Source organism: Streptomyces sp. NBC_01003, assembly GCF_045162695.1.
GTDB lineage: Bacteria > Actinomycetota > Actinomycetes > Streptomycetales > Streptomycetaceae > Streptomyces.
On record NZ_CP108707.1, the window covers coordinates 5,592,411 to 5,615,798 of the forward strand.

Below are 23,388 nucleotides of genomic sequence, written 5' to 3' on the forward strand. Positions count from 1 at the left end.
AGACGTGCCCGACCACAAAGAACAAGCAGCACCACCACCAAGCACCGCCGCCGTGGAATCCGCCGCCGTGGAATCCGCCGCCGCGGAGTCCACCGGCGAAGAAACCACCCCCACCCCCAACCTCCACAGAAGCCTCCGCCGCTTCGACATCACGGCGATGGCCGTGGCGGCGGTGATCTCCTTCGACACGGTGGGCCAGATCGCGACGGGCGGCGGAGAGGCGGTGACGTGGACGGCGGTCATCGCGGTCGCGTTCCTCGTCCCGTACGCGCTGCTCTTCGCGGAGACGGGCGCGGCCTTCCCCCAGGAGGGCGGCCCCTACGTCTGGGTGAAACTGGCGTTCGGCCGGCTGACGGCGGCGGTCACGACGCTCTTCTACTGGGTGACGAACCCGATCTGGCTGGGCGGCTCGCTCGTCTTCATCGCGGCACAGACGTGGGACGGCTTCGTGTTCCGCCTGGGCCAGGGCACGTTCGCGGACTACGCGTTCAAGACGGTGTTCATCTGGACGGCGATCCTCACGGCAGTGGTCTCGCTGCGCAAAGGCAAATGGATCACCACGGCGGGCGCGGCGGCCAAGGTCCTCGCGCTCACCGTGTTCACGGCGACGGCAGTGGCGTACGGCATGGCACACGGCTTCCAGGGCCTGACAGGAACGGCGGACGACACCACAGCCGCCACTACCTTCAGCCCCACCACGGCGGGCTTCCTGGCCCTGGTCCCGGTGCTCCTCTTCGCGTACGTGGGTTTCGAGGCCCCGAACGCCGCGGGCGAGGAGATGCACAACCCGCAACGCGACGTCCCCACAGCCCTCGGCCGCTCCGCGGCGATCGCGGCGGCCTGCTATCTGCTCCCCGTACTGGCGATCCTCTCCGTGGTCCCGCCCGGGAAGGTGACCGGCATCGGCGGCTTCATGGAGGGCGCGCAGACCATCTTCACGATCTACGGAGGCGCAAGCGGCGCACTCCTGAAGGCGACCGCGCTCCTCTTCGTCTTCGCGCTCCTCACCCAGGGCAGCGCATGGATGATCGTGAGCGACCGGATGCAGGCGATGGCGGCGGCGGACGGCGGGTTCTTCAGCCGCAAGCTGGGCGCGTTCCACCCCACGCTGGGCACACCGGTGCGCACGAACCTGCTGTCGGGGGCGATCGCGACGGTGTTCATGGTGGCGGCGATGCGGCTCGCGGACGGCGACGCGGCGGCGGTGTTCTCGGTCGTCCTGACCGTCGCGGTGACGACGCTGCTGCTCTCGTACCTGACGGTGATCCCGGCCCTGGCGGTCCTGCGGCTGCGCCACCGGGACGTACCTCGCCCCTACCAGGTCCCGTTCGGGACGAAGGGGTTCATGATCTGCGCGACGCTGGTCTACGCGTGGATCCTGACCGGCTCATGGACGGCCCTGTTCCCGGGCACGCTGGAGGCGCTGCTCGGGATTAGGTACGACTTCCACGGCACGTGGGGGGTGTCACGGACGGCGTTCGAGGCATTCACGCTGGGCACGGTCGTCGCCCTGCTCCTCATCGGCACCATCGGTCACGCAGTGGCCGGCGCGGCGAACGACCGCGCGCGCGTGCGCCGTTGACGCGCCCGCCGGGCTGGGCATGAACTGGGAGACAGGCAGTTCGCCCTGAGGAGGGAACACCATGGCCGAGTCCCCCACCCCCGAAGCCATCGCAGAGCAGCCCACGGAAGTCCCGCAGCCGCACCGGCTGGTCCTGCTAGGCGCCTGCGGCTGCGGCTCGGGCTGCGGCTGTGGCTGCCAGTCGGGCGCGCCGTGCCAGTGCGGCGGCTGCTCGGGCTGACACGACGGAACATGCCGGGGGCCCCGCACCAGACAGGTGCGGGGCCCCCGGCAGACAGGCCCCCCGAGAGGGGCCCGGCTCAGCTGCCGTCGACAGGCTGCGGCTGAGGCGCCTGGATCTCGTCGGCGTGCTCACCGGTCACGAGATACACCACACGCTTGGCCACGGAGACCGCGTGATCGGCGAAGCGCTCGTAGTAACGGCCCAGCAGGGTCACGTCCACGGCCGTCTCGATGCCGTGCTTCCACCGGTCGTCCATCAGGTGCTGGAACAGCGTCCGGTGCAGCAGGTCCATCTCGTCGTCGTCCTGCTCCAGCTGGAGCGCGAGATCGACGTCCTTGGTGATGATGACCTCGGCGGACTTCGCCATGAGCCGCTGCGCCAGCTGCCCCATCTCCAGGACGGTCGCGTGCAGGTCGTGCGGAACGGCCTTGTCCGGGAACCGCAGCCGGGCGAGCTTGGCGACGTGCTGCGCCAGGTCACCGCTGCGCTCCAGGTCCGCGCTCATCCGCAGCGAGGTCACGACGATCCGCAGATCCGTGGCGACGGGCTGCTGGCGCGCGAGCAGGGCTATCGCCCGCGCCTCCAGGTCATGCTGGAGATCGTCGACCTTCTGATCCCCCGCGATGACACTCTCGGCCAGCTTCAGGTCGGCGTCGAGCATGGCCGTGGTGGCGCGCCCGATCGCCGACCCGACAAGGCGGGCCATCTCGACCAGGCCCTCGCCGATCGAGTCAAGTTCCTCGTGGTACGCGTCACGCATACAACTGTCCCTCTCACTCACTGCGGGGCTGCTGTGCCCCACGCTCCCACGTTCGGCCCTGTACGCGTCCGTTTCCGTCACCCCAAATGAATCACCTCTGTATCCAAGGTGAACTCTGGGCGACGAGTGTTCGAGCTACCACTCGGACGGCTGTGGGCAGTGCTGACAGGGCGCATAACCTGGAGGCATGGACGTGAACGCGGCGGTCGCCGCAGCGGCAGCGATCGCCGGGGTGTGCACCGGCGTGATCGCCATGCTGGCGTTTCGCTGGAGCGAACGCGACCAGAAACGCCCCACCCGTACTTCCCTGCACACGGACCCGGTCCTTCCGCCCGGCGTCGACACCGTCCTCTCCGTACTGCGCTCCTCCGCCGTCGTCCTCGACGAGGCGGACAGCGTGGTCAAGGCCAGCTCGGCGGCGTACGCCCTCGGCCTGGTCAGAGGCGGCAAGCTGGCCGTGGAGCCGATGCTCCTCATGGCCAGGGACACCCGCCGTGACGGGGAGATACGACAGGTCGAGCTCGACCTGCCCCGCCGCGGCACCGGGCGCGGGGACGCCCTCGCGGTCTCCGCGCGTGTGGCCCCCCTCGGCTCCCGCCTGGTCCTGCTCCTCGTGGAGGACCTGACGGAGGCCCGCCGCATCGAGGCGGTCCGCCGCGACTTCGTGGCGAACGTGAGCCACGAGCTGAAGACCCCGGTCGGCGCGCTCAGCCTCCTCTCCGAGGCGGTCATGGACGCGTCGGACGACCCGGAGGCGGTGGAGCGCTTCGCAGGCAGGATGCAGATCGAGGCGACCCGCCTGACGAACCTGGTCCAGGAGCTCATCGACCTGTCCAGGGTGCAGAACGACGACCCGCTGGAGGACGCCGAGCCGGTCCGCGTCGACGAACTCGTCGCCGAGGCGATCGACCGCTGTCGCCACCAGGCCGGCACGAAGCAGATCACCATGGCCGCGGGAGGCACCGCGGACCTCCAGATCTGGGGCAACCGCGGCCAGCTCGCCGCGGCTCTCGGCAATCTCGTCGAGAACGCCGTCAACTACAGTCCGGCCCGAACCCGCGTGGGCATAGCCGCGCGCCGGGTCACCGCACCCGGCGGAGACCTCATAGAGGTGGCGGTCACCGACCAGGGCCTCGGCATCTCCGACAAGGACAAGGAACGCATCTTCGAGCGCTTCTACCGAGTCGACCCGGCCCGCTCACGGGCCACCGGCGGCACCGGCCTCGGCCTCGCCATCGTCAAGCATGTGGCTGCCTCGCACGGCGGGGAAGTCACTGTGTGGAGCTCCGAAGGCCAGGGCTCCACGTTCACCCTGCGGCTGCCGGAGGCAGGCGCGACCCGCGACCGCGGCCCAGGACACGTAGGCGGCGACGCATACGGACACCACGTCGGCAACGACGCCGACGGGCCCGACGAGACAACCGCATACGATCCCATTCCTGCCGCCCCGGAGGTCCTTCCGTGACCCGAGTGCTCGTCGTCGAGGACGAGGAATCCTTCTCCGACGCCCTGTCGTACATGCTCCGCAAGGAGGGTTTCGAGGTCGCCATCGCGGCCACCGGCCCCGACGGTCTCGACGAGTTCGAGCGCAACGGCGCCGACCTCGTCCTGCTCGACCTGATGCTGCCGGGCCTGCCCGGCACCGAGGTCTGCCGCCAGCTGCGCGGCCGATCCAACGTCCCGGTCATCATGGTGACGGCCAAGGACAGCGAGATCGACAAGGTCGTGGGCCTCGAGATAGGAGCCGACGACTACGTCACCAAGCCCTTCTCGTCCCGCGAGCTGGTCGCCCGTATCCGCGCGGTCCTGCGCCGCCGGGGCGAGCCCGAGGAGGTCACCCCGCAGGCCCTGGAGGCCGGCCCGGTCCGCATGGACGTGGACCGCCACGTCGTCACGGTCTCCGGCTCCAAGGTCGACCTGCCCCTCAAGGAGTTCGACCTCCTGGAGATGCTCCTGCGCAACGCGGGCCGCGTCCTGACCCGCATGCAGCTGATCGACCGCGTGTGGGGCGCGGACTACGTGGGCGACACCAAGACCCTCGACGTCCACGTCAAGCGCCTGCGAGCGAAGATCGAGCCGGACCCGGGAGCCCCGCGCTACCTGGTGACGGTGCGCGGCCTGGGTTACAAGTTCGAGCCGTAAACCGCCGGGTCACGGCGGTGGCCCAGCCGCGGAACGCCGAAGGGCGGGATCCCCACCGGGGGTCCCGCCCTTCGGCGTTGCGTACGTACGTGATTACTGCCCGGCGGCGGCGCTGCCCGAGGCCGACTCGGACGGCGAGGCGGAGCCGGACGGGGTGGCCGACCCGGAGGGCGTCGCGGAGCCGGACGCGGACTCCGACGGCTCCGAGCTCGGCACGGCCGGGATCTCGCTCGGCCCCCACTTCTTGAAGTAGCTCTCGGCCGGCACGACGAACGACTGGATCTTGACGGCGCCCGTGGTGCTGAACGTGAAGGTCAGCGCCCGCACGTCACCGTCGAGGTCGGCGGTGCGGCTGTTGGGCAGCTGCGCGGAAGCGTTGTCCTTGCCGCCGAGCACGAGGGAGCCGCCGGCCGGGATCGTCACGGTCTTCTTGCCGTCGGCGGCCGACAACTCGGCCTTCTTGTCGACGCCGTCGAGCACGATCGAGTCGAGGGTCTGGGCCTTGGAGCCATTGTTGAAGAGCGTCGCGGTCACGACGGCCGGACCCGTGGACTTCAGGTCGGGCTGCGTGATCACGGTGGCGTTCTGGATCCGGATGTCCCCGACGGAGGTCTCCGCGTTGTCCGGCTTGACCCCCAACGTCTGGGCGTTGTTTCCGGCGCCGCACGCGGCGAGCGAGGCGATCGAGAACGCGAGGACGGCGGCGGCGAGGGTGCCGCGTCGAAGGCTGCTGCTCACGGCGGCGGCAACTCCTAGAACGTGGGCGGTAAGGGTCTGGACGCCTGGACGGGTGTAAAGCCGCCCTAAGGGTCTGTCAGCGGGCTCAGGTTACCGAGCCGTTCGCGCGCCGCTGCACCCGACCCGCCCCTAGGGAGTTTCGGATGGATCCCGGCCCCGGCCGATCCTCCGCTCCGACCGGGCCGAGTACCTCCGGCCCCGCCCGCGATCACACCCCGCCGGCCCCCCCTCGGCCCCTCTCACCTCACCTGACATGACGGGCCGCATTGGCCTCCCGTTCACCATTCGCATAAGTGTCCCGGGAGAGCACCTGCGGATTTCCGGTAAGGAATGCATGGCGGTACGGAAAATTGATCACCCCTCACGGTGATCAATTCCGGATTCGGGTCGCACGCGCCTCCGGCTCACCGAACGGAGTAGCGGAAGTGCAGCGCTTCGAACCGCGCGAAACGGGATGTTCCACCCCCTGCGGACGCCTCCAGGTAGGTGTACGGTGCGCGTTTCGTCTCCGCCGGAGAGCCGCTCCGACCTGCGAATACCCCCTTCCGCAAGCCCTCCGCAGCACGTTCCGGTTGTTGTTGTCAAGCCCCGAGATATGCCCTGACCTGCGAAAACGCCATTCAGAAGACGCCGTTTCCGTGTTACCCTGGATAGCCACGGAAGGGGTACCTGTCACATGACGTTCAAGGTTGGCGACACCGTGGTCTATCCCCATCACGGGGCCGCGCTGATCGAGGCTATCGAAACTCGCCAGATCAAAGGCGTGGACAAGACCTACTTGGTGCTGAAGGTCGCGCAGGGTGACCTGACGGTGCGTGTGCCAGCGGACAATGCGGAGTTCGTCGGCGTACGTGATGTGGTCGGTCAGGACGGTCTCGACCGGGTCTTCGAGGTGCTTCGCGCGCCGTACGCCGAAGAGCCCACGAACTGGTCGCGCCGCTACAAGGCAAATCTCGAGAAGCTCGCCTCCGGCGATGTCATCAAGGTCGCGGAAGTCGTCCGTGACCTGTGGCGTCGGGAGCGTGAGCGCGGACTGTCCGCAGGTGAGAAGCGCATGCTCGCCAAGGCACGGCAGATCCTGGTGAGCGAGCTCGCGCTCGCTGAGAACACGAACGAGGACAAGGCCGAGGCCCTGCTCGACGAGGTTCTCGCGTCCTGACGCGTGCCCTGACCGGCACGCGGCTGCGACAAGAAGTCCCGGGTGAAAGCCCAGGCGCATGAATAATGCCGCGGTGCCCGCTGACCCCCTGATGGTGTCGCCGGGCGCTGCGGCATGTTCGTACCCGCACTCTGTGCCTACTCGTGGTGCCTACCCGCTTGACTCAGCTGGTGTGCCGGGCCCGGGCAGCTGGCTCGACCGGATGTCACGGAAGGGGTCCGGTCAAGGCGTCGCGCCCGGCACTGGTGTTGGCCATACCCACCTCGGTCGAGCACACAAACCTGAACGGAAGCGATGTCTGACGAAACGCGGCCCTCGCGCACCGCGGCCGTGATTCCGGCCGCCGGCCGGGGCGTACGCCTCGGTCCGGGCGCCCCCAAAGCACTCCGCGCGCTCAACGGCACCCCGATGCTCATCCACGCTGTCCGGGCGATGGCCGCCTCGCGGTCCGTCTCCCTCGTCGTCGTGGTCGCCCCGCCCGACGAGGCGTCCGCAGCCGAGGTGAAGACCCTCCTCGCCGACCACGCGCTGCCCGAGCGGACCGACTTCGTCGTCGTACCCGGCGGCGAGACCCGCCAGGAGTCCGTGAAGCTCGGCCTCGACGCCCTGCCGCCCGGCATCGACGTCGTCCTCGTCCACGACGCGGCCCGCCCCCTGGTGCCCGTCGACACGGTCGACGGCGTCATCGAAGCCGTACGCGAAGGCGCCCCCGCCGTCGTCCCCGCGCTGCCCCTCGCCGACACCGTCAAGCAGGTCGAGGCCCGCACCGACGGCGGACCCGAGCTCGTCGTCGCGACGCCCGAGCGGGCCCGGCTGCGCGCCGTGCAGACCCCGCAGGGGTTCGACCGCGCCACGCTCGTGCGCGCCCACGAGACCGTCACGGACAACGTCACGGACGACGCCAGCATGGTCGAGCAGCTCGGCGAACCGGTCGTCGTCGTGCCCGGGCACGAGGAGGCCTTCAAGGTCACCCGCCCCCTCGACCTCGTGCTCGCCGAGGCCGTACTCGCCCGCAGGAGGGCCAACGATGGGTTCTGAGATGCCGGTCGTCCCCCTCGTCGGCATCGGCACCGACATCCACGCCTTCGAAGAGGGCCGCGAACTGTGGTGCGCCGGACTGAAGTGGGAGGGCGAGGGCCCCGGCCTTGCCGGGCACTCCGACGCCGATGTCGTCGCGCACGCCGCGTGCAACGCGCTGTTCTCCGCCGCCGGGCTCGGTGACCTCGGCGCCCACTTCGGCACAGGCCGCCCCGAGTGGTCCGGTGCCTCCGGGCTCACCCTGCTCACCGAGGCCGCCCGCATCGTGCGCGAGGCGGGCTTCACCATCGGCAACGTCGCCGTCCAGGTCATCGGCCCCCGGCCGAAGATCGGGAAGCGGCGCGAGGAGGCGCAGAAGGTGCTCTCCGACGCGGCCGGCGCCCCCGTCTCCGTCTCCGGCGCCACCACCGACGGCCTGGGTTTCCCCGGCCGCGGCGACGGACTCGCGGCGATCGCCACGGCCCTGGTCGTCAGGACGGGCTGAAATACCGCTCCGGGCGCGGATGTTGGCGCAGTATCGGGTACTCGTACAGGCACCCCCAAGGAGTGAGGTTCCATGTCCGCCCAGCTGTCCGACGAACTCAAGGCGTTGCTCGACACCCCCGTCTTCATCACAGTTGCCACCATCCAGCCCGACGGGAGCCCGCAGGTGTCGCCTGTCTGGGTGAAGCGGGACGGGGACGACGTGCTGTTCTCCACGACCGTCGACCGGCGCAAGGAGAAGAACCTGCGCCGCGACCCCCGCGTCACCGTCGTCGTGCAGCCCGCCGACAACCCCTACGCGTACGCCGAGATCCGCGGCAGCGCCGACCTCACCACCGAGGGCGGCCAGGAGCTCATCGACGAGCTGTCCCTCAAGTACACGGGCAAGAAGTACGCGGAGTTCAACCCCCGCTCCGCGGACGACGCCGAGCGCGTCGTCGTGCGGATCACCCCCCGCAAGGTCGTCGGCCGGGTCTGAACGGTGGCCTGACACCCGTCACAACGTCACGGTTGTGCCCCGTGGCCCCCAAGGGGTCGCGGGGCACTGCCTTGGGCCCACTACCCTGGAGGAGTGACTATTCGCCTGCACGACACCAGCGCCCGGAAGATCCGTGACTTCGTCCCGCTGACACCGGGTTGTGTCTCGATCTACCTCTGTGGCGCGACCGTGCAGGCCGCTCCGCACATCGGGCACATCCGGTCCGGCCTCAACTTCGACATCATGCGCCGCTGGTTCACGTACCGCGGCTACGAAGTGACGTTCGTGCGGAACGTCACCGACATCGACGACAAGATCATCAAGAAGGCCGCCGAACAGGGCAGGCCCTGGTGGTCGATCGGGTACGAGAACGAGCGCGCGTTCAACGACGGCTACACCGCCCTCGGCTGCCTGCCGCCCACGTACGAGCCGCGCGCCACCGGTCATGTCACCGAGATGGTCGAGATGATGCGCGGCCTCATCGAGCGCGGCCACGCCTACGAGGCGGACGGGAACGTCTACTTCGACGTGCGCTCCTTCCCCGGCTACCTCGAGCTGTCGAACCAGGACCTCGACGAGCTGCGCCAGCCCTCCGGCGACGGCGAGACCGGCAAGCGCGACCCGCGCGACTTCGCCATGTGGAAGGCCGTCAAGCCCGGGGAGCCCAGCTGGGAGACCCCGTGGGGCCGCGGCCGGCCCGGCTGGCACCTGGAGTGCTCGGCGATGGCCCACAAGTACCTGGGCTCCGCCTTCGACATCCACGGCGGCGGCATCGACCTGATCTTCCCGCACCACGAGAACGAGATCGCCCAGGCCAAGGCCTTCGGCGACGAGTTCGCCAAGTACTGGGTGCACAACTCGTGGGTCACCATGAGCGGCGAGAAGATGTCGAAGTCCCTGGGCAACTCGGTCCTCGTGTCCGAGATGGTCAAGGACTGGCGCCCGATCGTGCTGCGCTACTACCTCGGCACCCCGCACTACCGCTCGACCATCGAGTACAGCGAGGAGGCCCTGCGCGAGGCCGAGTCCGCGTTCGCGCGGATCGAGGGCTTCGTGCAGCGCGTCACCGAGCTGGCCGGGGGCGTCGTCGCCCCCGCCGACGAGGTGCCGCCCGCCTTCGCCGAGGCCATGGACGACGACCTGGGCGTGCCGCAGGCGCTCGCGATCATCCACACCACCGTCCGCCAGGGCAACAGCGCCCTCGCCGCCGACGACAAGGAAGCCGCCGTCGCCCGCCTCGCCGAGGTCCGCGCGATGCTCGGCGTCCTCGGCCTGGACCCGCTCGACCCGCACTGGGCCGGCGAGACCGAGCGCGGCGAGGACCTGCACGGGGCCGTCGACACCCTCGTACGGCTGGTCCTGGAGCAGCGCGAGTCCGCCCGCGCCCGCAAGGACTGGGCCACCGCCGACGCCATCCGCGACCAGCTCGGCCAGTCCGGGCTCGTCATCGAGGACAGCCCGACCGGGCCGCGCTGGACGCTCGGCCCGCGCTAGACCTGCGCGAATGTGCCGCTCGGGCCTCCGGGCGGCACACTTCATATACGTACGCACATACGCATCACACAGACAGGTAGATCATGGCCGCGAACAACCGCCGCATGTCCGGCAAGAAGGGCGCGCAGGTCGGCAGTGGCGGCCAGCGACGCCGGGGACTCGAAGGCAAGGGTCCGACGCCGCCCGCCGAGGCGCGCAAGGGACACAAGAAGAACCGCATCGCGGGCGCCAAGGCCAAGCAGGCCACCCGTCGCCCCGCGACGCTGAAGAGCCGCGGCGGCAAGGGCACGTCCGAGATGGTCGTCGGCCGCAACTCCGTCGTCGAGGCGCTGCGCGAGGGCGTGCCCGCCTCGATGCTCTACGTCCAGCAGTTCATCGACAACGACGAGCGGGTGCGCGAGGCGCTCCAGCTCGCCGGTGAGCGCGGCGGCATCCACCTGATGGAGGCCCCCCGCCCCGAGCTGGACCGCATGACGAACGGCCTCAACCACCAGGGCCTCGTCCTCCAGGTCCCGCCGTACGAGTACGCGCACCCGGAGGACCTCGCCGCCGGCGCGTACGACCAGGGTGAGGACCCGCTGATCGTCGCCCTCGACGGCGTCACCGACCCGAGGAACCTGGGCGCCGTCGTGCGTTCCGTCTCCGCGTTCGGCGGCCACGGCGTCGTCGTGCCGGAGCGGCGCGCGGCCGGCATGACCGCCGGTGCCTGGAAGACGTCCGCGGGTGCCGCGGCCCGCACGCCCGTCGCCCGCGCCACGAACCTGACGCGCGCTCTCGAGGGCTACAAGAAGGCCGGCATCGCCATCGTCGGTCTCGCGGCCGACGGCGAGCACACCGTCGGTGACCTCGAAGCCCTCGGCGGGCCCGTCGTCATCGTGGTCGGCAGCGAGGGCAAGGGCCTGTCCCGCCTCGTCGGCGAGACCTGCGACTACCGCGTGCGGATCCCGATGCCGGGCGGCACCGAATCCCTCAACGCCGGTGTCGCGGCAGGCGTCGTCCTGTACGAGGCGGCCCGCCGCCGTTCCTGACCGGGTGTCCGGGCCGCGATCTTGACGCGGTCCGGACATTTGCACGCGCTCAAGGCAGTGTCCTAAACACACATCACTCGGTTAGATGAGTGTGGACACCAGAACACCCCGCACACCTACGGGGGACCGCTCGCCCGGATTCGGCCCCGGATTCGATTCCGGATTCGACGACGGTCCCGCGCTGAGCATGGTGAAGGTGCCGTGCGATCCCGCGCAGGTCGTCGTCAATCACGCGAGTTTCCGCGTGCAGCTCCCCCGGGCGCAGCAGGCGCAGTCTCCCCGCATCGGCCGGCACCTGGGCTCGCTGGACCAGACCGCTCGCATCCCCGTCGTCGGCGCAGCCGCCGCGCGCCGCCGCGCCCCCGTCGTCTGGAGCGGCCGGTCCGCGCCCGGCGACCCCGGGGCCACCGGTCTCCTCCAGGCGGCCCGCAGAGCAGGCGAAGGCACGCTGCCCCGGCACGACTTCGAGGGCGGGGAGGGCGGCGCCACCCAGGTCATCCCGCGCATCGACCTCGACAGCGACCTCAGGGACGACGCCACGGGCGAACTGCCCACGGTCGCCGCGCAGGGCACCCGCCTCCTCCCGCAGATGCGCCAGTCCGGCAGCGCCTTCGAAGAGCCGTCGTACGTGGAACCCCCGTACGACGACGGCGAGTTCAGCGACGACGAGTTCGACGACGGGGCCGGGAGCAACGCCTCCCGGCGGCACGGTGCCGACCCGGTTCGGCACGCGTACTACCCCGGCCGCCGGATGAACCTCGGCGTCGTCCTCCTCCCGCTGCGCGTCTTCCTCGGCTTCATCTCCATGTACGCCGGCATGGGCAAGCTCTGCGACCCCGTCTACTTCGACGGCGGCGACCGCGGCTCCATGGTCAAGTGGCTCAACTCGCTGCACCCGTGGGCCCTCGCCGAACCTCTGCGCGACTTCGCCCTCCAGCACCCCGTCGGCGCCGGGCTGTGCATCGCCTTCCTCCAGGTCGTCGTCGGCGTGCTCACCGTGCTCGGCCTCTGGCAGCGCGTCGCGGCCGTCTTCGGCGTACTGCTCTCGGCCGCCCTCATCGTCACCGTCAGCTGGAAGACGGTGCCCGCCTACGACGCGCCCGACATCATCTACCTGGCCGCCTGGTCCCCGCTGATCATCGCGGGCGCGCCCGTCTACTCCATCGACGGACGTCTCGCGGGCGGCGCCTGGCGCCGGCTCGGCCCGCGCGCCGAACTGTGGGAGCTGCGGCGGTACGTGCTGCGCCGCGGCACCGTCGTGACGACCGTGGTCGTCGGCCTGACCCTGCTCATCGGCTCGCTGCTCGGCGGCGCCGTGCGCGAGGCGGGCCGCGTCACCGCCCCGGGACCCGGCGAGGCCCCGCGCAACGAACTGCCCGGCTCCCCGCTCCCGTCGGAGCCCGGTCGCAAGCAGCACCGCTCGCAGAGCCCGTCGGCGTCCAACGCGCCCACGCAGGGCGCCACTTCGGCGAAGCCCTCCGGCGCGGCGAGCACGCCGGGATCCGCCCCGGCCGCGGGTACCGCCGGCGGCGCGGGCCAGCCCAGCCAGACGCAGGGCACCGGCCAGGCGCCCCCGCAGTCGGCCCCGCCGGCCCAGCAGCCCCCGGCGTCCAGCAGCGGGCCCGCCTCCAGCGGCGGCACGGGCACGGCCGGCGGCACCGGTACTGGTGGTGGCACCGGCGGGTCGGGTGGTTCCGGCGGTGGCGGCGGCGGGGACGAGCCGGGGGGTCTCCTCGGCGGAGTACTCGGCGGCTGACCACACCCCGTAGAAGCCTGAAGGGGCCCGCACACGCTTTGTGTGCGGGCCCCTTCCCGTATCGGGACACCGGACATCCGGACATCCGGACATTCGGACTTCGGGAGACCGGGAGACTGGGAACGGCGGGCTCAACGCCCCAGCGCGGCCAGCTCCTTGGCGGCCTCGGTGAGGTCCTTCGCCGTGTCGATGGCCCTCCAGTACGCGCCCTGCGGGATGGGGAAGCCGGCCAGGCGCTTCGCGCGGGCCAGGCGCGGGAACGTGGTGCGCTCGTGGTCACCGCGGTCCGGGAGCCGGCCCGTGAAGTCGGGGGAGAAGACGTAGACACCCGCGTTGATCAGATACGGGGACGGCGGGGCCTCGATGAAGTCCGTGATGTGGCCGAACGCGTCGGTCTCCACGGCGCCCCACGGGATGCGGGGGCGGGCCAGGGCGAGGGTGGCGGTGGCGTCGCGCTCGGCGTGGAAGTCCGCCATCTCGCGCAGCGAGAACCGGGTCCAGATGTCGCCGTTCGTCGCGTACCAGGGGCGGTCGGGGTGCGGCAGGTGCGCGGCGGCGTACTTGAGGCCGCCGCCACGGCCGAGGGGTTCCTTCTCGACCACCGTGGTCACACGCAGCGGGAGTTCGGCGCCGTCGAGCCACTCCTGGAGCACTTCGGCGAGATGCCCGCAGGAGACGACCGCGTCCGTCACGCCCTCTTCGGCGAGCCAGGCAAGCTGATGGCCGATGATCGGGGTCCCCGTTCCGGGGATCTCGACCATCGGCTTGGGCCGGTCGTCGGTGTAGGGCCGCAGGCGCGAGCCCTGGCCGCCGGCCAGGACGACGGCCTGTGTGGGGTGGTGCTGGCTGTGCGTGTGCGGGTCCTGGGCCTGGGCGCTCGTCATGCCCGCACTGTACGTCGGCCCCTTCCCGGCCGGCCGTGAGGGCGTCAGCCGCGCGCTGCCGTGGCGACGCCCGTCGCGAACGCGGTGTCGCAGACGGGGCGGGCGAAGGACTGGGCGCGGGAGGGACCGTAGGCCTGCACGGCGGCGCGGCCCAGGGCGCGGGCGATGTTGACGCAGTGCTTGGCGAGGGACGGCCGCTCGTGCATCTCCTGCTGGAGGTGGGTGAGGGCGATACCGGGGTCCTTGTCCTGGAGTTCGAGCAGCAGCTTGTCGCGCAGGACGTCCTGGGGGGCACGCGACTTGGCGCGCGCCGAGACGTTCTGCGAGGAAGCGGTGAGGATCGAGTCCGGTGAACTCCCGGACCAGTTCACTCGGGTGACCGCGAGTGTGCCGGAGAGCACCAGCATCACCGGCAGGACGAGAGCGAGGGTGCGGCCGACGCGGCGGGCGGGGCCCCGGCCTCGGCGCGGCTTCTGGGTGTAGTTGGCGGAGTGCGTCACGCGAGTGAGCGTAGCGGTCGGTGATGATTTGGCGACATTTAGTCACTCGGTCGAGGGATGGGCAATCCGGTTTTGATTCCCGCGTGTTGACGTACGGGGTCGAAATGGCCGGTGTGCCGGGGTATTTGTCGACAACACCGGCTGCGTTTCGGGTGGGGGAGCGGCCGGGAACGCGGGGAGCCCCGCACCGAAGTGCGGGGCTCCACAGCGGAACAGGCGGTGTGTCAGTCGGTGAGGCGCTCACCGGTCGACGAGGAGAAGACGTGGGTCTCGCCCGGACGCGGCACGACGTGGAGCTGGGTGCCCTTTTCGGGGACCTGGCGGCCGTTGACCCGGACGACGAGGTCCTTGGCCTCGCCACCGACCTGCGCGGTGCCGTAGACGTAGCCGTCGGCGCCGAGTTCCTCGACGACGTTCACCGAGACGGCGAGGCCGGCGGGGGCGTCCTCGGTGTCCTTGGAGAGGGACTTCGCGGCCTCGCCGCCGCCCGCCTCGACGATGTCGAAGTGCTCCGGGCGGACGCCGACCGTGACGGTGCGGTCACCGGCGTCGGAGGCGGCCTTCAGCGCCTCGCGGTTCACCGGCACGACCGAGTTGCCGAACTTCACGCCGCCGTCGGTGATCGGGACCTCGACCAGGTTCATGGCGGGGGAGCCGATGAAGCCGGCGACGAAGAGGTTGGCCGGGCGGTCGTACATGTTGCGCGGGGTGTCGACCTGCTGCAGCAGACCGTCCTTGAGGACCGCCACACGGTCACCCATCGTCATGGCCTCGACCTGGTCGTGGGTGACGTAGACGGTGGTGATGCCGAGGCGGCGCTGCAGCGACGCGATCTGCGTACGCGTGGACACACGGAGCTTGGCGTCGAGGTTCGACAGCGGCTCGTCCATGAGGAAGACCTGCGGCTCACGCACGATGGCGCGACCCATGGCCACACGCTGGCGCTGACCGCCGGAGAGCGCCTTCGGCTTGCGGTCCAGGTACTCGGACAGGTCGAGGATCTTCGCGGCCTCTTCGACCTTCTGGCGGATCTCGGCCTTGTTCACGCCGGCGATCTTGAGGGCGAAGCCCATGTTGTCGGCGACCGACATGTGCGGGTAGAGCGCGTAGTTCTGGAACACCATGGCGATGTCCCGGTCCTTGGGCGGCAGGTGGGTCACGTCGCGGTCGCCGATGCGGATCGCTCCGCCGTTCACGTCCTCGAGACCCGCGAGCATGCGCAGGGAGGTCGACTTGCCGCAGCCGGACGGGCCGACGAGGACGAGGAACTCGCCGTCCTCGATCTCGATCTCCAGGCCGTCGACGGCCGGCTTGGTGGAGCCCGGGTAGATCCGGGTCGCCTTGTCGAACGAAACAGTAGCCATGGCTGTTAAGCCCCCTTCACCGGCAGGAACGTGCCGGACGATCCGAGTAAAGGTGGTGATCCACCGCAGCCGTTGCCGCAGTGGTGTAGTCCACACGGGTGAACTGTTTCTGGACGGTACCTGTCCGGTGTCGGGTCTGTCAGTAGCCGGAGCGAAGTGACCTTCGACGAAATATTCGACGGGGTGCCGCCCGTCGTTGGTTACACTGCTCGGGCTGCTGCCTCCTTAGCTCAGTCCGGCCAGAGCAACGCACTTGTAATGCGTAGGTCGTCGGTTCGAATCCGACAGGGGGCTCCATCGGAAACCCCAGCTCAGACATCGTCTGAGCTGGGGTTTTGCCTTTTACTGGATACGGCGGCGGCGTCGTGCACGGGCCGCGTGGCGGTCCCCAGTCTCAGTTCTAGTCTCAGTCGCGTGCCTAGCCGTCTGTTCCGGGGCGGGCAGGAAGGCGTCTCCCATGCGGCGCATGGCGTCCTTCGAGAGGTGTGACCTGCCTTTCACGTAGCGCCGTGTCTGGCTGATCTGGGTGTGTCGGAGGATTTCCATGATGGTCGGCATGTCCACGCCCAGCTCGTTCAGGATCGTTCCGGCGGTATGGCGGCTCCCGTCGTAGAGGCGGCGGTCACCGATGCCCGCCTCCGCCAGTAGCTCCTTGAACTCTCCCCAGTCGTCGCGCGGATCGATGGGGCGTCCGTCGGGGTGGGTGAACACGGCCTGGTGCTCCTGCCAGAGTTCGCCGGCCGCCACCCGTAGTTCGTCCTGCTGCGCCTTGTGGGCGAGCAGATAGGGGATGAACGCCGGCGGGATCGGCACCGGGTTCGTGCTCTTCTTGGTCTTGGGGCGAGTGAACGCCAGACCTCCGCCCTTGCGCTCGGGGCAGATGCTCGCGTGCTTGACGCACGTCTTGGTGCACGGCTTCGGGCAGCCCCGCTTGTATCCCTTGTGCGTGGCGCAGTCCGGCGGGCAGGGCGCGAAGCGGTGCAGGCGCGCTCCGCAGGCGTGAGCGTCACCGCAACCGTGCCGCCACGTGAGCCGCTGCAACTGCCACCGAGGGTGGAACAGCTCCGCCTCAAGGTCGACGTACGGCCACCGCAGTCCCAGGGTCTCGCCCTGCCGGAACCCCATGCCGACCCCGACGATCCACCGCATAAACGTGGGCCGCTTGGCCGCCGCTTCCAGGAACGCCTTTGCCTCTTCCTGAGTGAACGGGTTCGCCTCGGTCTCGTCGATGCTGGGCGGATCGACCAGGGTGGCGACGTTCTCGCCGATCATCCGCCGGCGGTGGGCAATCTTCAGGGCCCGCGACAGGATGCGGTGCACCTTGACCACGTGCGACGGGGCGCGCCCGGCATCGAGCATCGCCCGGTACATCTGCTCGAGATGCTCGGGGGCGAGCTTGTCGATGCGGTGCTTCCCGACGCCGGGGATGATGTCGTTGCGGGTCTTGGACCAGTAGTCGTCCAGCGAGCGGGGCTTGAGCTTCAGGCTTGCGATGTCGGTCAGGTAGGTCTCCATCCACTGTCCGACCGTGGGCTTACGGCCCGCCTTGGTCGCGCGACCCTCGTCACGGAGCTTCTCCAGTTCACGGACCTTGCGGCGCACTGCCGGTTGGGTGCGGGCCATGCGGTGCCGGCGGTCGGGGCTCCCGTCGGGTAGGACGCCCATGGTGACGCGGCCGTGCCACCAGCCGTCATCGCCGAAGTAGATGGTGGATTCCAGGTTCGACTTGCGGGGGCTCATCTGTTCCTCCATGCGAGAGGCGCCCCGAGCGGAGTGCTCGGGGCGCCTTTGGTGCGGGCTGTGGTCAGTTGGGCAGCGTGGCGAGGCTCTCGACGTACGCCTCGATGTCCGCACGTCGAAGACGGCGTGTGCGGCCCAACTTGATGTACTTCAGGGAGCCTTCGGCCATCAGCCCGTAGACGGTGGAGCGGCCGATGGCGAGGGCTTCAGCCGCCTCCTCGGGCTTGTACAGGAGTCGGTCGACCGGGGCGGCAATCGCGGTGCTCATCCGGGGTGCCTCCAGGGCAGTTCGGCATTGCCAAGGGGAGTTGTGGGCGGGTCCTGGACCGGTGTGTGTCCGAAGCTTGGATTTCTGCGTCACCGCGTCATCTGCGTCATTTAGGGCTTTGACCTGCGGGTTTGGGTGACACGGCAGATCGGGGCTGCGTCACCCGTGCGTCACCGGCTGCGTCACCGCTGTCGGCGCAGGCCAGCGGACGTTTTCCGGCCCGGGTGACGCAGGTGACGCAGCGTCTTCCTACTTAGGACAAAGGAAGGGGCTGCCTGTAGTACTTGGGTGCGCCTTACAGAGCGAAGAACGAGGGGTGTCCGTCGAATCGGCGCTCCTCGTCAGCAAGCCCTACGAGGAGCGGCGGGCCTACGCCACCGCGTGCAAGATCTGGCCGGACGTGACGTGGGTGAGCGCCTCTGCGCGCATGACGTTCGCGGAGTACGTCGACTCGATCCAAGACGCGCGGCTCGTCATCGACATGCTCGTCGGGGCGCAACAGCGACTCGTGGTCTATCCCGAGCAAGGGTTCATGATCTGCCAAGAGATCCCACATACCGTTATGGAGGCGTTCGAACGCCTCAGGGCTGAAGGATTCACGAGCCGACTGATCCCAGGCCGCGTCGCATGAGGCTGCTCTTCCACGACCTCACAAGCCATCTGAGGGTCAGGGGCGCCTGACGCAGGAGCGCGTCGGCGCAACGCTCTTGAGGCCTGGTCGGTGGCGCGGGCGCGGTAGAACTTTCCCTACGTCATCAAGGCCCGCGCACAGCGCGGGCGCGCGCCGCCTCTGCGGCGCGGCCTGCCTCCTGTCTCCGCCCCGGCTGGCCGCGCCCGGCGGCGCGCTCGCGGCTGCGGGCATGAAGTGGGAGACACCCTCTGTAGCTGGGGCGGTCGGCTCCACGACTTTAGCCAGCCACTTTGGCGCGAGCCTCGAAGATCATGGCCCCAACGTCGTGCTTTACCGGGCAGGTCCACAGACTGCCCGACGCGCCGGAGGCTTACGGGGCCATGATCACTCGCGCCAAAGCAGCTCCCGGCCAGAGTCGCTACGCCGACCTACGCGATACAGTGCCCGCCGTTCCGCACCAGCGACCAGGAGAATCCCGTGTCGATGTTCTCAGGCAACGATCTCGGCCCTCTGCCACCACTGGGCGGAACCGTCGACTCCCGCCCGCGTCCGGGTTCCCCAGGCGGCCTCATGCGACGCTGTGCCGCTGTCGCCATCGACCTTCCCCTCGCCATGGCCGTCGTCCTAGGCCCGCTTCTCGCGCTGGACCGGATACTCCAGGCCCTCGCCGTCCCGGACGACCGGGCGGGAACCATCTGGCTCACTGCGGCCGTCGCGTGGTCGTGTGTCTTCGTCCTGGGCTACTCGCCGGTGTGCGTCTCACGCTGGGGTGGCACCTTGGGCAAGCGTGTGATCGGTGTGGAAGTGGTCCGCACAAGTGACGGCGCACGGCTCGGCTATGGAGCCGCAGTCCTGCGGCACATCATCAACCTCGTGGTGACGACTGTGCCGGTATTCCTTGCCGCCAACGTGTCCGCGATCAACCTCAGTTCGAACCGCCAGGGCATACACGACAAGGCCGTCGGCAGTGCGGTGATCCACCGCAGGTAAGGGCGGGTCCGATCGGCGACTGTTCCAACCCAGCGGCGTGCGTTCGGGGTCGGGGAGCGTCTGGTCGGTGGATTGCGGGCGGTATGACGGTGTGTCTGTACGGCCGCCCAGGGTGCGTGTGGCTTGATCGTCGGGCGGTCCCGGCAGGGGCCTGAACACCAACCGACGTCCGTGGCACGTGCTGAGTGCCGCGCTCTGTGTCGAGGAGTCCCCATCGTGAGACCGACCCTGCAACATGCCATGTTCCCTCGACGTGGCGCGGGAGCCGCGGGTGAGCGGAGGCGCCCGGCTGCCAGGCGTGCTGCGGTCCTGCTCGCCACGGTGGCGCTGCCGGCGGCCCTGGTGGTGCCCACGGCCACGCCCGCCGCGGCGGCGCCGACGACCGTCACCTTCAACGCCGGCGCCAACCAGCCCTTCACCGTCCCGGCCGGCGTCACCCAACTGACCGTCACCGCCACAGGCGCCGCAGGCCAAAACGCGCCTAACGGTGGCACAGGCGGGAACGGCGCCACCGTCACCGGCACTGTCACCGCCACCCCGGGCAACACCCTGTTCGTGAACGTCAACACCGGCGGCGGAGACACCAGCGCCAACTACCCGGGCGGCATCGGCGGCGGTTCCAGCGACGTCCGCACCTGCAGCTCGGCCAACGTCAGCTGTGTCCTGACCGGCGTCCCCGGCACCGACCCCCGCCTCATCGTCGCGGGCGGCGGAGGCGGCGGCGGTTACGGCTTTGACCCCCCTTACAACAACCCGGAGGCCACCGGCGGAGACGCTGGCAACACCGGGGGCGACGGCGGCGACAGGCCGGAGGGCGGCGTCGGCGGTGGCGGAGGTACTCAGACCACCGGCGGCACCGGCGGAGCCACCTGCCTGATGTACCCAGGCAGCGCCGGCACCGACGGTGCGGCCGGCGCCGCCGGCACCGGCGGCACCGGCTTCGGGGGAGGCGGCGGAGGCGGCGGCTGGTTCGGAGGCGGCGGAGGCGGCGGCTGCAGCGGCATCGGCCCAGCTGGCACGCTGGGTCCTGGTGGTGGCGGTGGCGGGTCGAACCTCATGCCCGCCGCCGGTACCTCCGGACCCGCCACCGGGTCGGCGCAGGTCACCATCACCTACGAACCGGCCCCGGCGACCTGCGCGACCGCCACGGCCACCATCACCGGCACCAACCGCAACGACGTCCTGACCGGCACTCCCGGCGACGACGTGATCTTCGCTCTCGCCGGGAACGATGTGGTCGACGGCCGCGGCGGCAACGACCTGATCTGCGGTGGTGACGGCAACGACTCCCTCACCGGCGGCGACGGCAACGACCGCGTCGAGGGCGCCAACGGCAACGACTCCCTCATCGGCGGCAACGGCAACGACACCCTCATCGGCGGTGACGGCAACGATTCCTTGTCCGCCGGCGCCGATAACGACGCCAACGATGGCGGACCCGGCAACGATGCTCTCAACGGCGGTTCCGGGAGCAACACCAACAACGGCGGAACCGGCCACAACAGCTGCACCAACCCCACCACCGGAACCGGCTGCAACACCTGATCAACGATCACCAGAAACGGGCCCCGGCACGTCCCTCGCCGCAGCGGCGACCGACGCACGGGGCCCGCTTCAACGCTTTGTCCATCCGAGGCAAGTAAGCCTGCTCGCACGCGGAGCCGAGTCCAATGGCAGGCGTTCAGCAGTGAAGTACCGCAACCCAGCAGCCGCCCCCGAACGGGGCATGTTGCGTGACATCAATAGCTGACATCAACAGAGGCGTACAACCGCGCACCGCGGCACACCCGTGATCGGTGGACGAGCCGACAGATTCCGGCAGGCGAGCCGTTCGTGATGGTGCTGCACCCGCCTACGGATCAGAAGGTTGCAGGTTCGAATCCTGCCGAGTGCACACAGGTGAGAGGCCCCCGGAGAGATCCGGGGGCCTCTTGCGTTATGCCCGTACGGCGGCGAAGTCGTACACGGCCCATTCGGTCAGTGGGACGTATCCGATTCGCTGGTAGAGGGCGTTGCTGGTGGCGTTGGCCGGGTTTGCGTACAGGGCGACCTCCTTGGCGCCTGCGGCCAGGGCGGCTCGGGTCACCTCGACCGTCACAGCGCCTGCGTAGCCGCGACCGCGCAGGTGAGCCGGGGTGTAGACGGGGTCCACCCGGACCATGCCGCCGACCGGCGAGGTCATGCCCGCCATGGAGACCGGGGTGCCGTCGGGGGTCTCCCAGAACGTGTAGTGCTTGTCGCCGAAGCGGGTGCCGGCCCAGGTGTCGGCGTCGATGGTGACGTCTTCCCCGACGTCGGCGGCGAACTCGCGGTGCCAGCGGAAGAGTTGCTCGCGGTCCTGCTCGCCCACGCGTCGGCCCCGGCCCGCCGGGACCGGCTCCGGTGGGGCGCACGAACGTCCAGGCGACCGCCCCGGCCCATGGTCGGGGCGGTCGCGCGTCCCCGCCATACCGAATGTGGCGAACTGTCATAATGCGTCCAATTCTGTCAGTCCGGTCGAGAGGATTGCTGTGACTATCTGTCAAACCGTGAGGGGGGTGGGCGCGCAGGAGGCCCTCCCGTCGTCGGCGCCGCCTGGTCCTCGAGTGCGTCGCTCGTGGCGGGGTGGGTTGCTGCGGGCGCTGGTGGCAGGTCTCGTCCTGGTGGCCGGCCTGGCCCTGCCCATGGTGGCCCCACAGCCCGCCCAGGCCGTGCCGCCCGGCACCTACGCCTACGTCGCCAACTTCCAAAATGCCACGGTGTCGGTGATTGACACAGCGACGAACGCGGTGGTGGTCACGGTTCCCGTCGGCGATACCCCGTGGGGAGTGGCGGTGTCGCCGGACGGCACCCGCGCCTACGTCACCAACCGCGCCGATGCCACGGTGTCCGTGATCAACACCGCGACCGACACGGTCGTCGCCACCGTCCCCGTCGGCCTTGAGCCCCTGGGGGTGGCGGTGTCGCCGGACGGCACCCGCGCCTACGTCACCAACGGCGGAGACGACACGGTGTCCGTGATCAACACCGCCACCAACACGGTCGTCGCCACCATCCCCGTCGGCGATGCTCCCCTCGGGGTGGCAGTGTCCCCGAACGGCACCCGCGCCTACGTCACCAACTTCAGCGCCAACACGGTGTCCGTGATCAACACCGCCACCGACACGGTCGTCGCCACCATCCCCGTCGGCGACTTCCCGTTCGGGGTGGCGGTGTCGCCGGACGGCACCCGCGTCTACGTCACCAATTCCGACGCCGACACGGTGTCCGTGATCAACACGGCGACGAACACGGTCGTCGCCACCATCCCCGTCGGCGATGTGCCCCAGGGGGTGGCGGTGTCGCGGGACGGCACCCGCGCCTACGCCGTCAACGCCGACGCCGACACGGTGTCCGTGATCAACACGGCGACGAACACGGTCGTCGCCACCATCCCCGTCGGCGATGCACCTCGAGAGGTGGCGGTGTCGCCGGACGGCACCCGCGCCTACGTCACCAACGCCAACGCCGACACGGTGTCCGTGATCAACACCGCCACCAACACCGTCGTGGCCACCGTCCACGTCGGCGACCTCCCGTTCGGGGTGGCGATCGGGGTCGTGCCGGCGCCGGCGCTGACCTGCGCGACCGCCACGGCCACCATCACCGGCACCAACCGCAACGACGTCCTGACCGGCACTCCCGGCGACGACGTGATCTTCGCTCTCGCCGGGAACGATGTGGTCGACGGCCGCGGCGGCAACGACCTGATCTGCGGTGGTGACGGCAACGACTCCCTCACCGGCGGCGACGGCAACGACCGCGTCGAGGGCGCCAACGGCAACGACTCCCTCATCGGCGGCAACGGCAACGACACCCTCATCGGCGGTGACGGCAACGATTCCTTGTCCGCCGGCGCCGATAACGACGCCAACGATGGCGGACCCGGCAACGATGCTCTCAACGGCGGTTCCGGGAGCAACACCAACAACGGCGGAACCGGCCACAACAGCTGCACCAACCCCACCACCGGAACCGGCTGCAACACCTGATCAACGATCACCAGAAACGGGCCCCGGCACGTCCCTCGCCGCAGCGGCGACCGACGCACGGGGCCCGCTTCAACGCTTTGTCCATCCGAGGCAAGTAAGCCTGCTCGCACGCGGAGCCGA

21 protein-coding genes, 1 tRNA gene and 2 pseudogenes are annotated in these 23,388 nt (G+C 69.9%); 16 read left to right on the top strand and 8 right to left on the bottom strand.

Going from position 1 to position 23,388, the window contains the following annotated elements; all coding sequences use genetic code 11:
* The first annotated feature begins 4 nt into the window (after positions 1-4).
* Both OG698_RS25680 and OG698_RS25685 read left to right on the top strand, forming a co-directional pair.
* Positions 5-1,582, top strand: coding sequence for an APC family permease (locus tag OG698_RS25680; protein WP_406105695.1), 1,578 nt, complete (start codon positions 5-7; stop codon positions 1,580-1,582).
* A 61-nt stretch (positions 1,583-1,643) separates the two neighbouring features.
* Positions 1,644-1,802, top strand: a complete 159-nt coding sequence (locus OG698_RS25685) for a hypothetical protein (protein ID WP_326775153.1) — start codon at positions 1,644-1,646, stop codon at positions 1,800-1,802.
* A gap of 79 nt (positions 1,803-1,881) precedes the next feature.
* Here the strand turns inward: OG698_RS25685 and phoU are convergent, their stop codons facing one another.
* A complete protein-coding gene (gene phoU, locus OG698_RS25690; RefSeq protein WP_329572648.1) occupies positions 1,882-2,565 on the bottom strand; it encodes a phosphate signaling complex protein PhoU in 684 nt (227 codons plus the stop codon).
* A gap of 187 nt (positions 2,566-2,752) precedes the next feature.
* On the opposite strand from phoU, the gene OG698_RS25695 reads away from it, so the two are divergent.
* Positions 2,753-4,030 carry a cell wall metabolism sensor histidine kinase WalK gene (locus OG698_RS25695; protein WP_100595663.1) on the top strand — a complete coding sequence of 426 codons (1,278 nt, stop codon included), beginning with the start codon at positions 2,753-2,755 and terminating at the stop codon, positions 4,028-4,030.
* Positions 4,027-4,707 carry a response regulator transcription factor gene (locus OG698_RS25700; RefSeq protein ID WP_111665435.1) on the top strand — a complete coding sequence of 227 codons (681 nt, stop codon included), beginning with the start codon at positions 4,027-4,029 and terminating at the stop codon, positions 4,705-4,707. The genes OG698_RS25695 and OG698_RS25700 overlap by 4 nt, the downstream gene beginning before the upstream one ends.
* Before the next feature lie 93 nt (positions 4,708-4,800).
* Here OG698_RS25700 and OG698_RS25705 read toward each other — a convergent pair whose 3' ends face one another.
* Positions 4,801-5,445, bottom strand: coding sequence for a DUF461 domain-containing protein (locus OG698_RS25705; RefSeq protein ID WP_406105697.1), 645 nt, complete (start codon positions 5,443-5,445; stop codon positions 4,801-4,803).
* A gap of 676 nt (positions 5,446-6,121) precedes the next feature.
* Between OG698_RS25705 and OG698_RS25710 the strand changes: the two genes are divergently transcribed.
* The 7 genes from OG698_RS25710 (at position 6,122) to OG698_RS25740 (ending at position 12,881) form a co-directional block, all read left to right on the top strand.
* The gene (locus OG698_RS25710; protein ID WP_003953493.1) at positions 6,122-6,604 is read left to right on the top strand and encodes a CarD family transcriptional regulator; all 483 of its coding nucleotides are present in this window, start codon (positions 6,122-6,124) and stop codon (positions 6,602-6,604) included.
* Positions 6,605-6,898: 294 nt separating this feature from the next.
* Complete coding sequence (gene ispD / locus OG698_RS25715; protein ID WP_100595665.1) at positions 6,899-7,642, top strand: 2-C-methyl-D-erythritol 4-phosphate cytidylyltransferase; 744 nt, start codon at positions 6,899-6,901, stop codon at positions 7,640-7,642.
* Positions 7,632-8,126: a 2-C-methyl-D-erythritol 2,4-cyclodiphosphate synthase gene (gene ispF / locus OG698_RS25720; RefSeq protein ID WP_406105700.1), complete on the top strand. Its 495-nt coding sequence runs from the start codon at positions 7,632-7,634 to the stop codon at positions 8,124-8,126. The genes ispD and ispF overlap by 11 nt, the downstream gene beginning before the upstream one ends.
* Before the next feature lie 72 nt (positions 8,127-8,198).
* Positions 8,199-8,603, top strand: a complete 405-nt coding sequence (locus OG698_RS25725) for a PPOX class F420-dependent oxidoreductase (protein ID WP_399974876.1) — start codon at positions 8,199-8,201, stop codon at positions 8,601-8,603.
* A 93-nt stretch (positions 8,604-8,696) separates the two neighbouring features.
* Complete coding sequence (cysS, locus tag OG698_RS25730) at positions 8,697-10,097, top strand: cysteine--tRNA ligase (protein WP_399974878.1); 1,401 nt, start codon at positions 8,697-8,699, stop codon at positions 10,095-10,097.
* Between the two features lie 83 nt (positions 10,098-10,180).
* Positions 10,181-11,125 (top strand): 23S rRNA (guanosine(2251)-2'-O)-methyltransferase RlmB, encoded by a 945-nt coding sequence (gene rlmB, locus OG698_RS25735; protein WP_399974881.1) that lies wholly within the window; start codon positions 10,181-10,183, stop codon positions 11,123-11,125.
* A 91-nt stretch (positions 11,126-11,216) separates the two neighbouring features.
* The gene (locus tag OG698_RS25740; protein ID WP_406111275.1) at positions 11,217-12,881 is read left to right on the top strand and encodes a DoxX family membrane protein; all 1,665 of its coding nucleotides are present in this window, start codon (positions 11,217-11,219) and stop codon (positions 12,879-12,881) included.
* A 131-nt stretch (positions 12,882-13,012) separates the two neighbouring features.
* Here the strand turns inward: OG698_RS25740 and OG698_RS25745 are convergent, their stop codons facing one another.
* The 3 genes from OG698_RS25745 to OG698_RS25755 all read right to left on the bottom strand — a co-directional run bounded on the left by OG698_RS25745 (position 13,013) and on the right by OG698_RS25755 (position 15,629).
* A complete protein-coding gene (locus tag OG698_RS25745) occupies positions 13,013-13,765 on the bottom strand; it encodes an NDP-sugar synthase (protein ID WP_399974883.1) in 753 nt (250 codons plus the stop codon).
* A 44-nt stretch (positions 13,766-13,809) separates the two neighbouring features.
* A complete protein-coding gene (locus tag OG698_RS25750; RefSeq protein WP_406105701.1) occupies positions 13,810-14,265 on the bottom strand; it encodes a hypothetical protein in 456 nt (151 codons plus the stop codon).
* 224 nt (positions 14,266-14,489) lie between these two features.
* Positions 14,490-15,629 carry an ABC transporter ATP-binding protein gene (locus OG698_RS25755; RefSeq protein ID WP_100595673.1) on the bottom strand — a complete coding sequence of 380 codons (1,140 nt, stop codon included), beginning with the start codon at positions 15,627-15,629 and terminating at the stop codon, positions 14,490-14,492.
* Between the two features lie 219 nt (positions 15,630-15,848).
* Between OG698_RS25755 and OG698_RS25760 the strand changes: the two genes are divergently transcribed.
* Positions 15,849-15,926 (top strand) — tRNA-Thr (locus OG698_RS25760).
* Positions 15,927-15,971: 45 nt separating this feature from the next.
* Here OG698_RS25760 and OG698_RS25765 read toward each other — a convergent pair.
* Positions 15,972-17,369 (bottom strand): tyrosine-type recombinase/integrase, encoded by a 1,398-nt coding sequence (locus OG698_RS25765; protein ID WP_406105703.1) that lies wholly within the window; start codon positions 17,367-17,369, stop codon positions 15,972-15,974.
* A gap of 64 nt (positions 17,370-17,433) precedes the next feature.
* Positions 17,434-17,637: a helix-turn-helix domain-containing protein gene (locus OG698_RS25770; protein ID WP_406105705.1), complete on the bottom strand. Its 204-nt coding sequence runs from the start codon at positions 17,635-17,637 to the stop codon at positions 17,434-17,436.
* 304 nt (positions 17,638-17,941) lie between these two features.
* Between OG698_RS25770 and OG698_RS25775 the strand changes: the two are divergent.
* The 3 genes and pseudogenes from OG698_RS25775 to OG698_RS25785 form a co-directional block, all read left to right on the top strand.
* Positions 17,942-18,268, top strand: a pseudogene (locus OG698_RS25775) (YdcF family protein); the annotation flags it as partial.
* A gap of 570 nt (positions 18,269-18,838) precedes the next feature.
* On the top strand, positions 18,839-19,258 hold the full coding sequence (locus OG698_RS25780) for an RDD family protein (RefSeq protein WP_406105707.1): 420 nt from the start codon (positions 18,839-18,841) through the stop codon (positions 19,256-19,258).
* 240 nt (positions 19,259-19,498) lie between these two features.
* Positions 19,499-20,803 (top strand): calcium-binding protein, encoded by a 1,305-nt coding sequence (locus OG698_RS25785; protein ID WP_406105708.1) that lies wholly within the window; start codon positions 19,499-19,501, stop codon positions 20,801-20,803.
* 391 nt (positions 20,804-21,194) lie between these two features.
* On the opposite strand, the pseudogene OG698_RS25790 reads toward OG698_RS25785, so the two are convergent.
* Positions 21,195-21,644 (bottom strand): annotated as a pseudogene (locus OG698_RS25790) (GNAT family N-acetyltransferase); the annotation flags it as partial.
* A gap of 238 nt (positions 21,645-21,882) precedes the next feature.
* On the opposite strand from OG698_RS25790, the gene OG698_RS25795 reads away from it, so the two are divergent.
* Entirely contained in the window at positions 21,883-23,268 is a 1,386-nt protein-coding gene (locus OG698_RS25795; RefSeq protein WP_406105709.1) for a beta-propeller fold lactonase family protein, read from the top strand.
* The last annotated feature ends 120 nt before the right edge of the window (positions 23,269-23,388 follow it).

Bases quoted from the DNA above. Each gene is read 5' to 3' on its own strand.
- OG698_RS25685 (WP_326775153.1), top strand. From the start codon at position 1,644: ATGGCCGAGTCCCCCACCCCCGAAGCCATCGCAGAGCAGCCCACGGAA.
- phoU (WP_329572648.1), bottom strand. From the start codon at position 2,565: ATGCGTGACGCGTACCACGAGGAACTTGACTCGATCGGCGAGGGCCTG.
- OG698_RS25695 (WP_100595663.1), top strand. From the start codon at position 2,753: ATGGACGTGAACGCGGCGGTCGCCGCAGCGGCAGCGATCGCCGGGGTG.
- OG698_RS25710 (WP_003953493.1), top strand. From the start codon at position 6,122: ATGACGTTCAAGGTTGGCGACACCGTGGTCTATCCCCATCACGGGGCC.
- ispD (WP_100595665.1), top strand. From the start codon at position 6,899: ATGTCTGACGAAACGCGGCCCTCGCGCACCGCGGCCGTGATTCCGGCC.
- ispF (WP_406105700.1), top strand. From the start codon at position 7,632: ATGGGTTCTGAGATGCCGGTCGTCCCCCTCGTCGGCATCGGCACCGAC.
- OG698_RS25725 (WP_399974876.1), top strand. From the start codon at position 8,199: ATGTCCGCCCAGCTGTCCGACGAACTCAAGGCGTTGCTCGACACCCCC.
- rlmB (WP_399974881.1), top strand. From the start codon at position 10,181: ATGGCCGCGAACAACCGCCGCATGTCCGGCAAGAAGGGCGCGCAGGTC.
- OG698_RS25745 (WP_399974883.1), bottom strand. From the start codon at position 13,765: ATGACGAGCGCCCAGGCCCAGGACCCGCACACGCACAGCCAGCACCAC.
- OG698_RS25755 (WP_100595673.1), bottom strand. From the start codon at position 15,629: ATGGCTACTGTTTCGTTCGACAAGGCGACCCGGATCTACCCGGGCTCC.
- OG698_RS25765 (WP_406105703.1), bottom strand. From the start codon at position 17,369: ATGAGCCCCCGCAAGTCGAACCTGGAATCCACCATCTACTTCGGCGAT.
- OG698_RS25770 (WP_406105705.1), bottom strand. From the start codon at position 17,637: ATGAGCACCGCGATTGCCGCCCCGGTCGACCGACTCCTGTACAAGCCC.
- OG698_RS25780 (WP_406105707.1), top strand. From the start codon at position 18,839: ATGCGACGCTGTGCCGCTGTCGCCATCGACCTTCCCCTCGCCATGGCC.
- OG698_RS25785 (WP_406105708.1), top strand. From the start codon at position 19,499: ATGTTCCCTCGACGTGGCGCGGGAGCCGCGGGTGAGCGGAGGCGCCCG.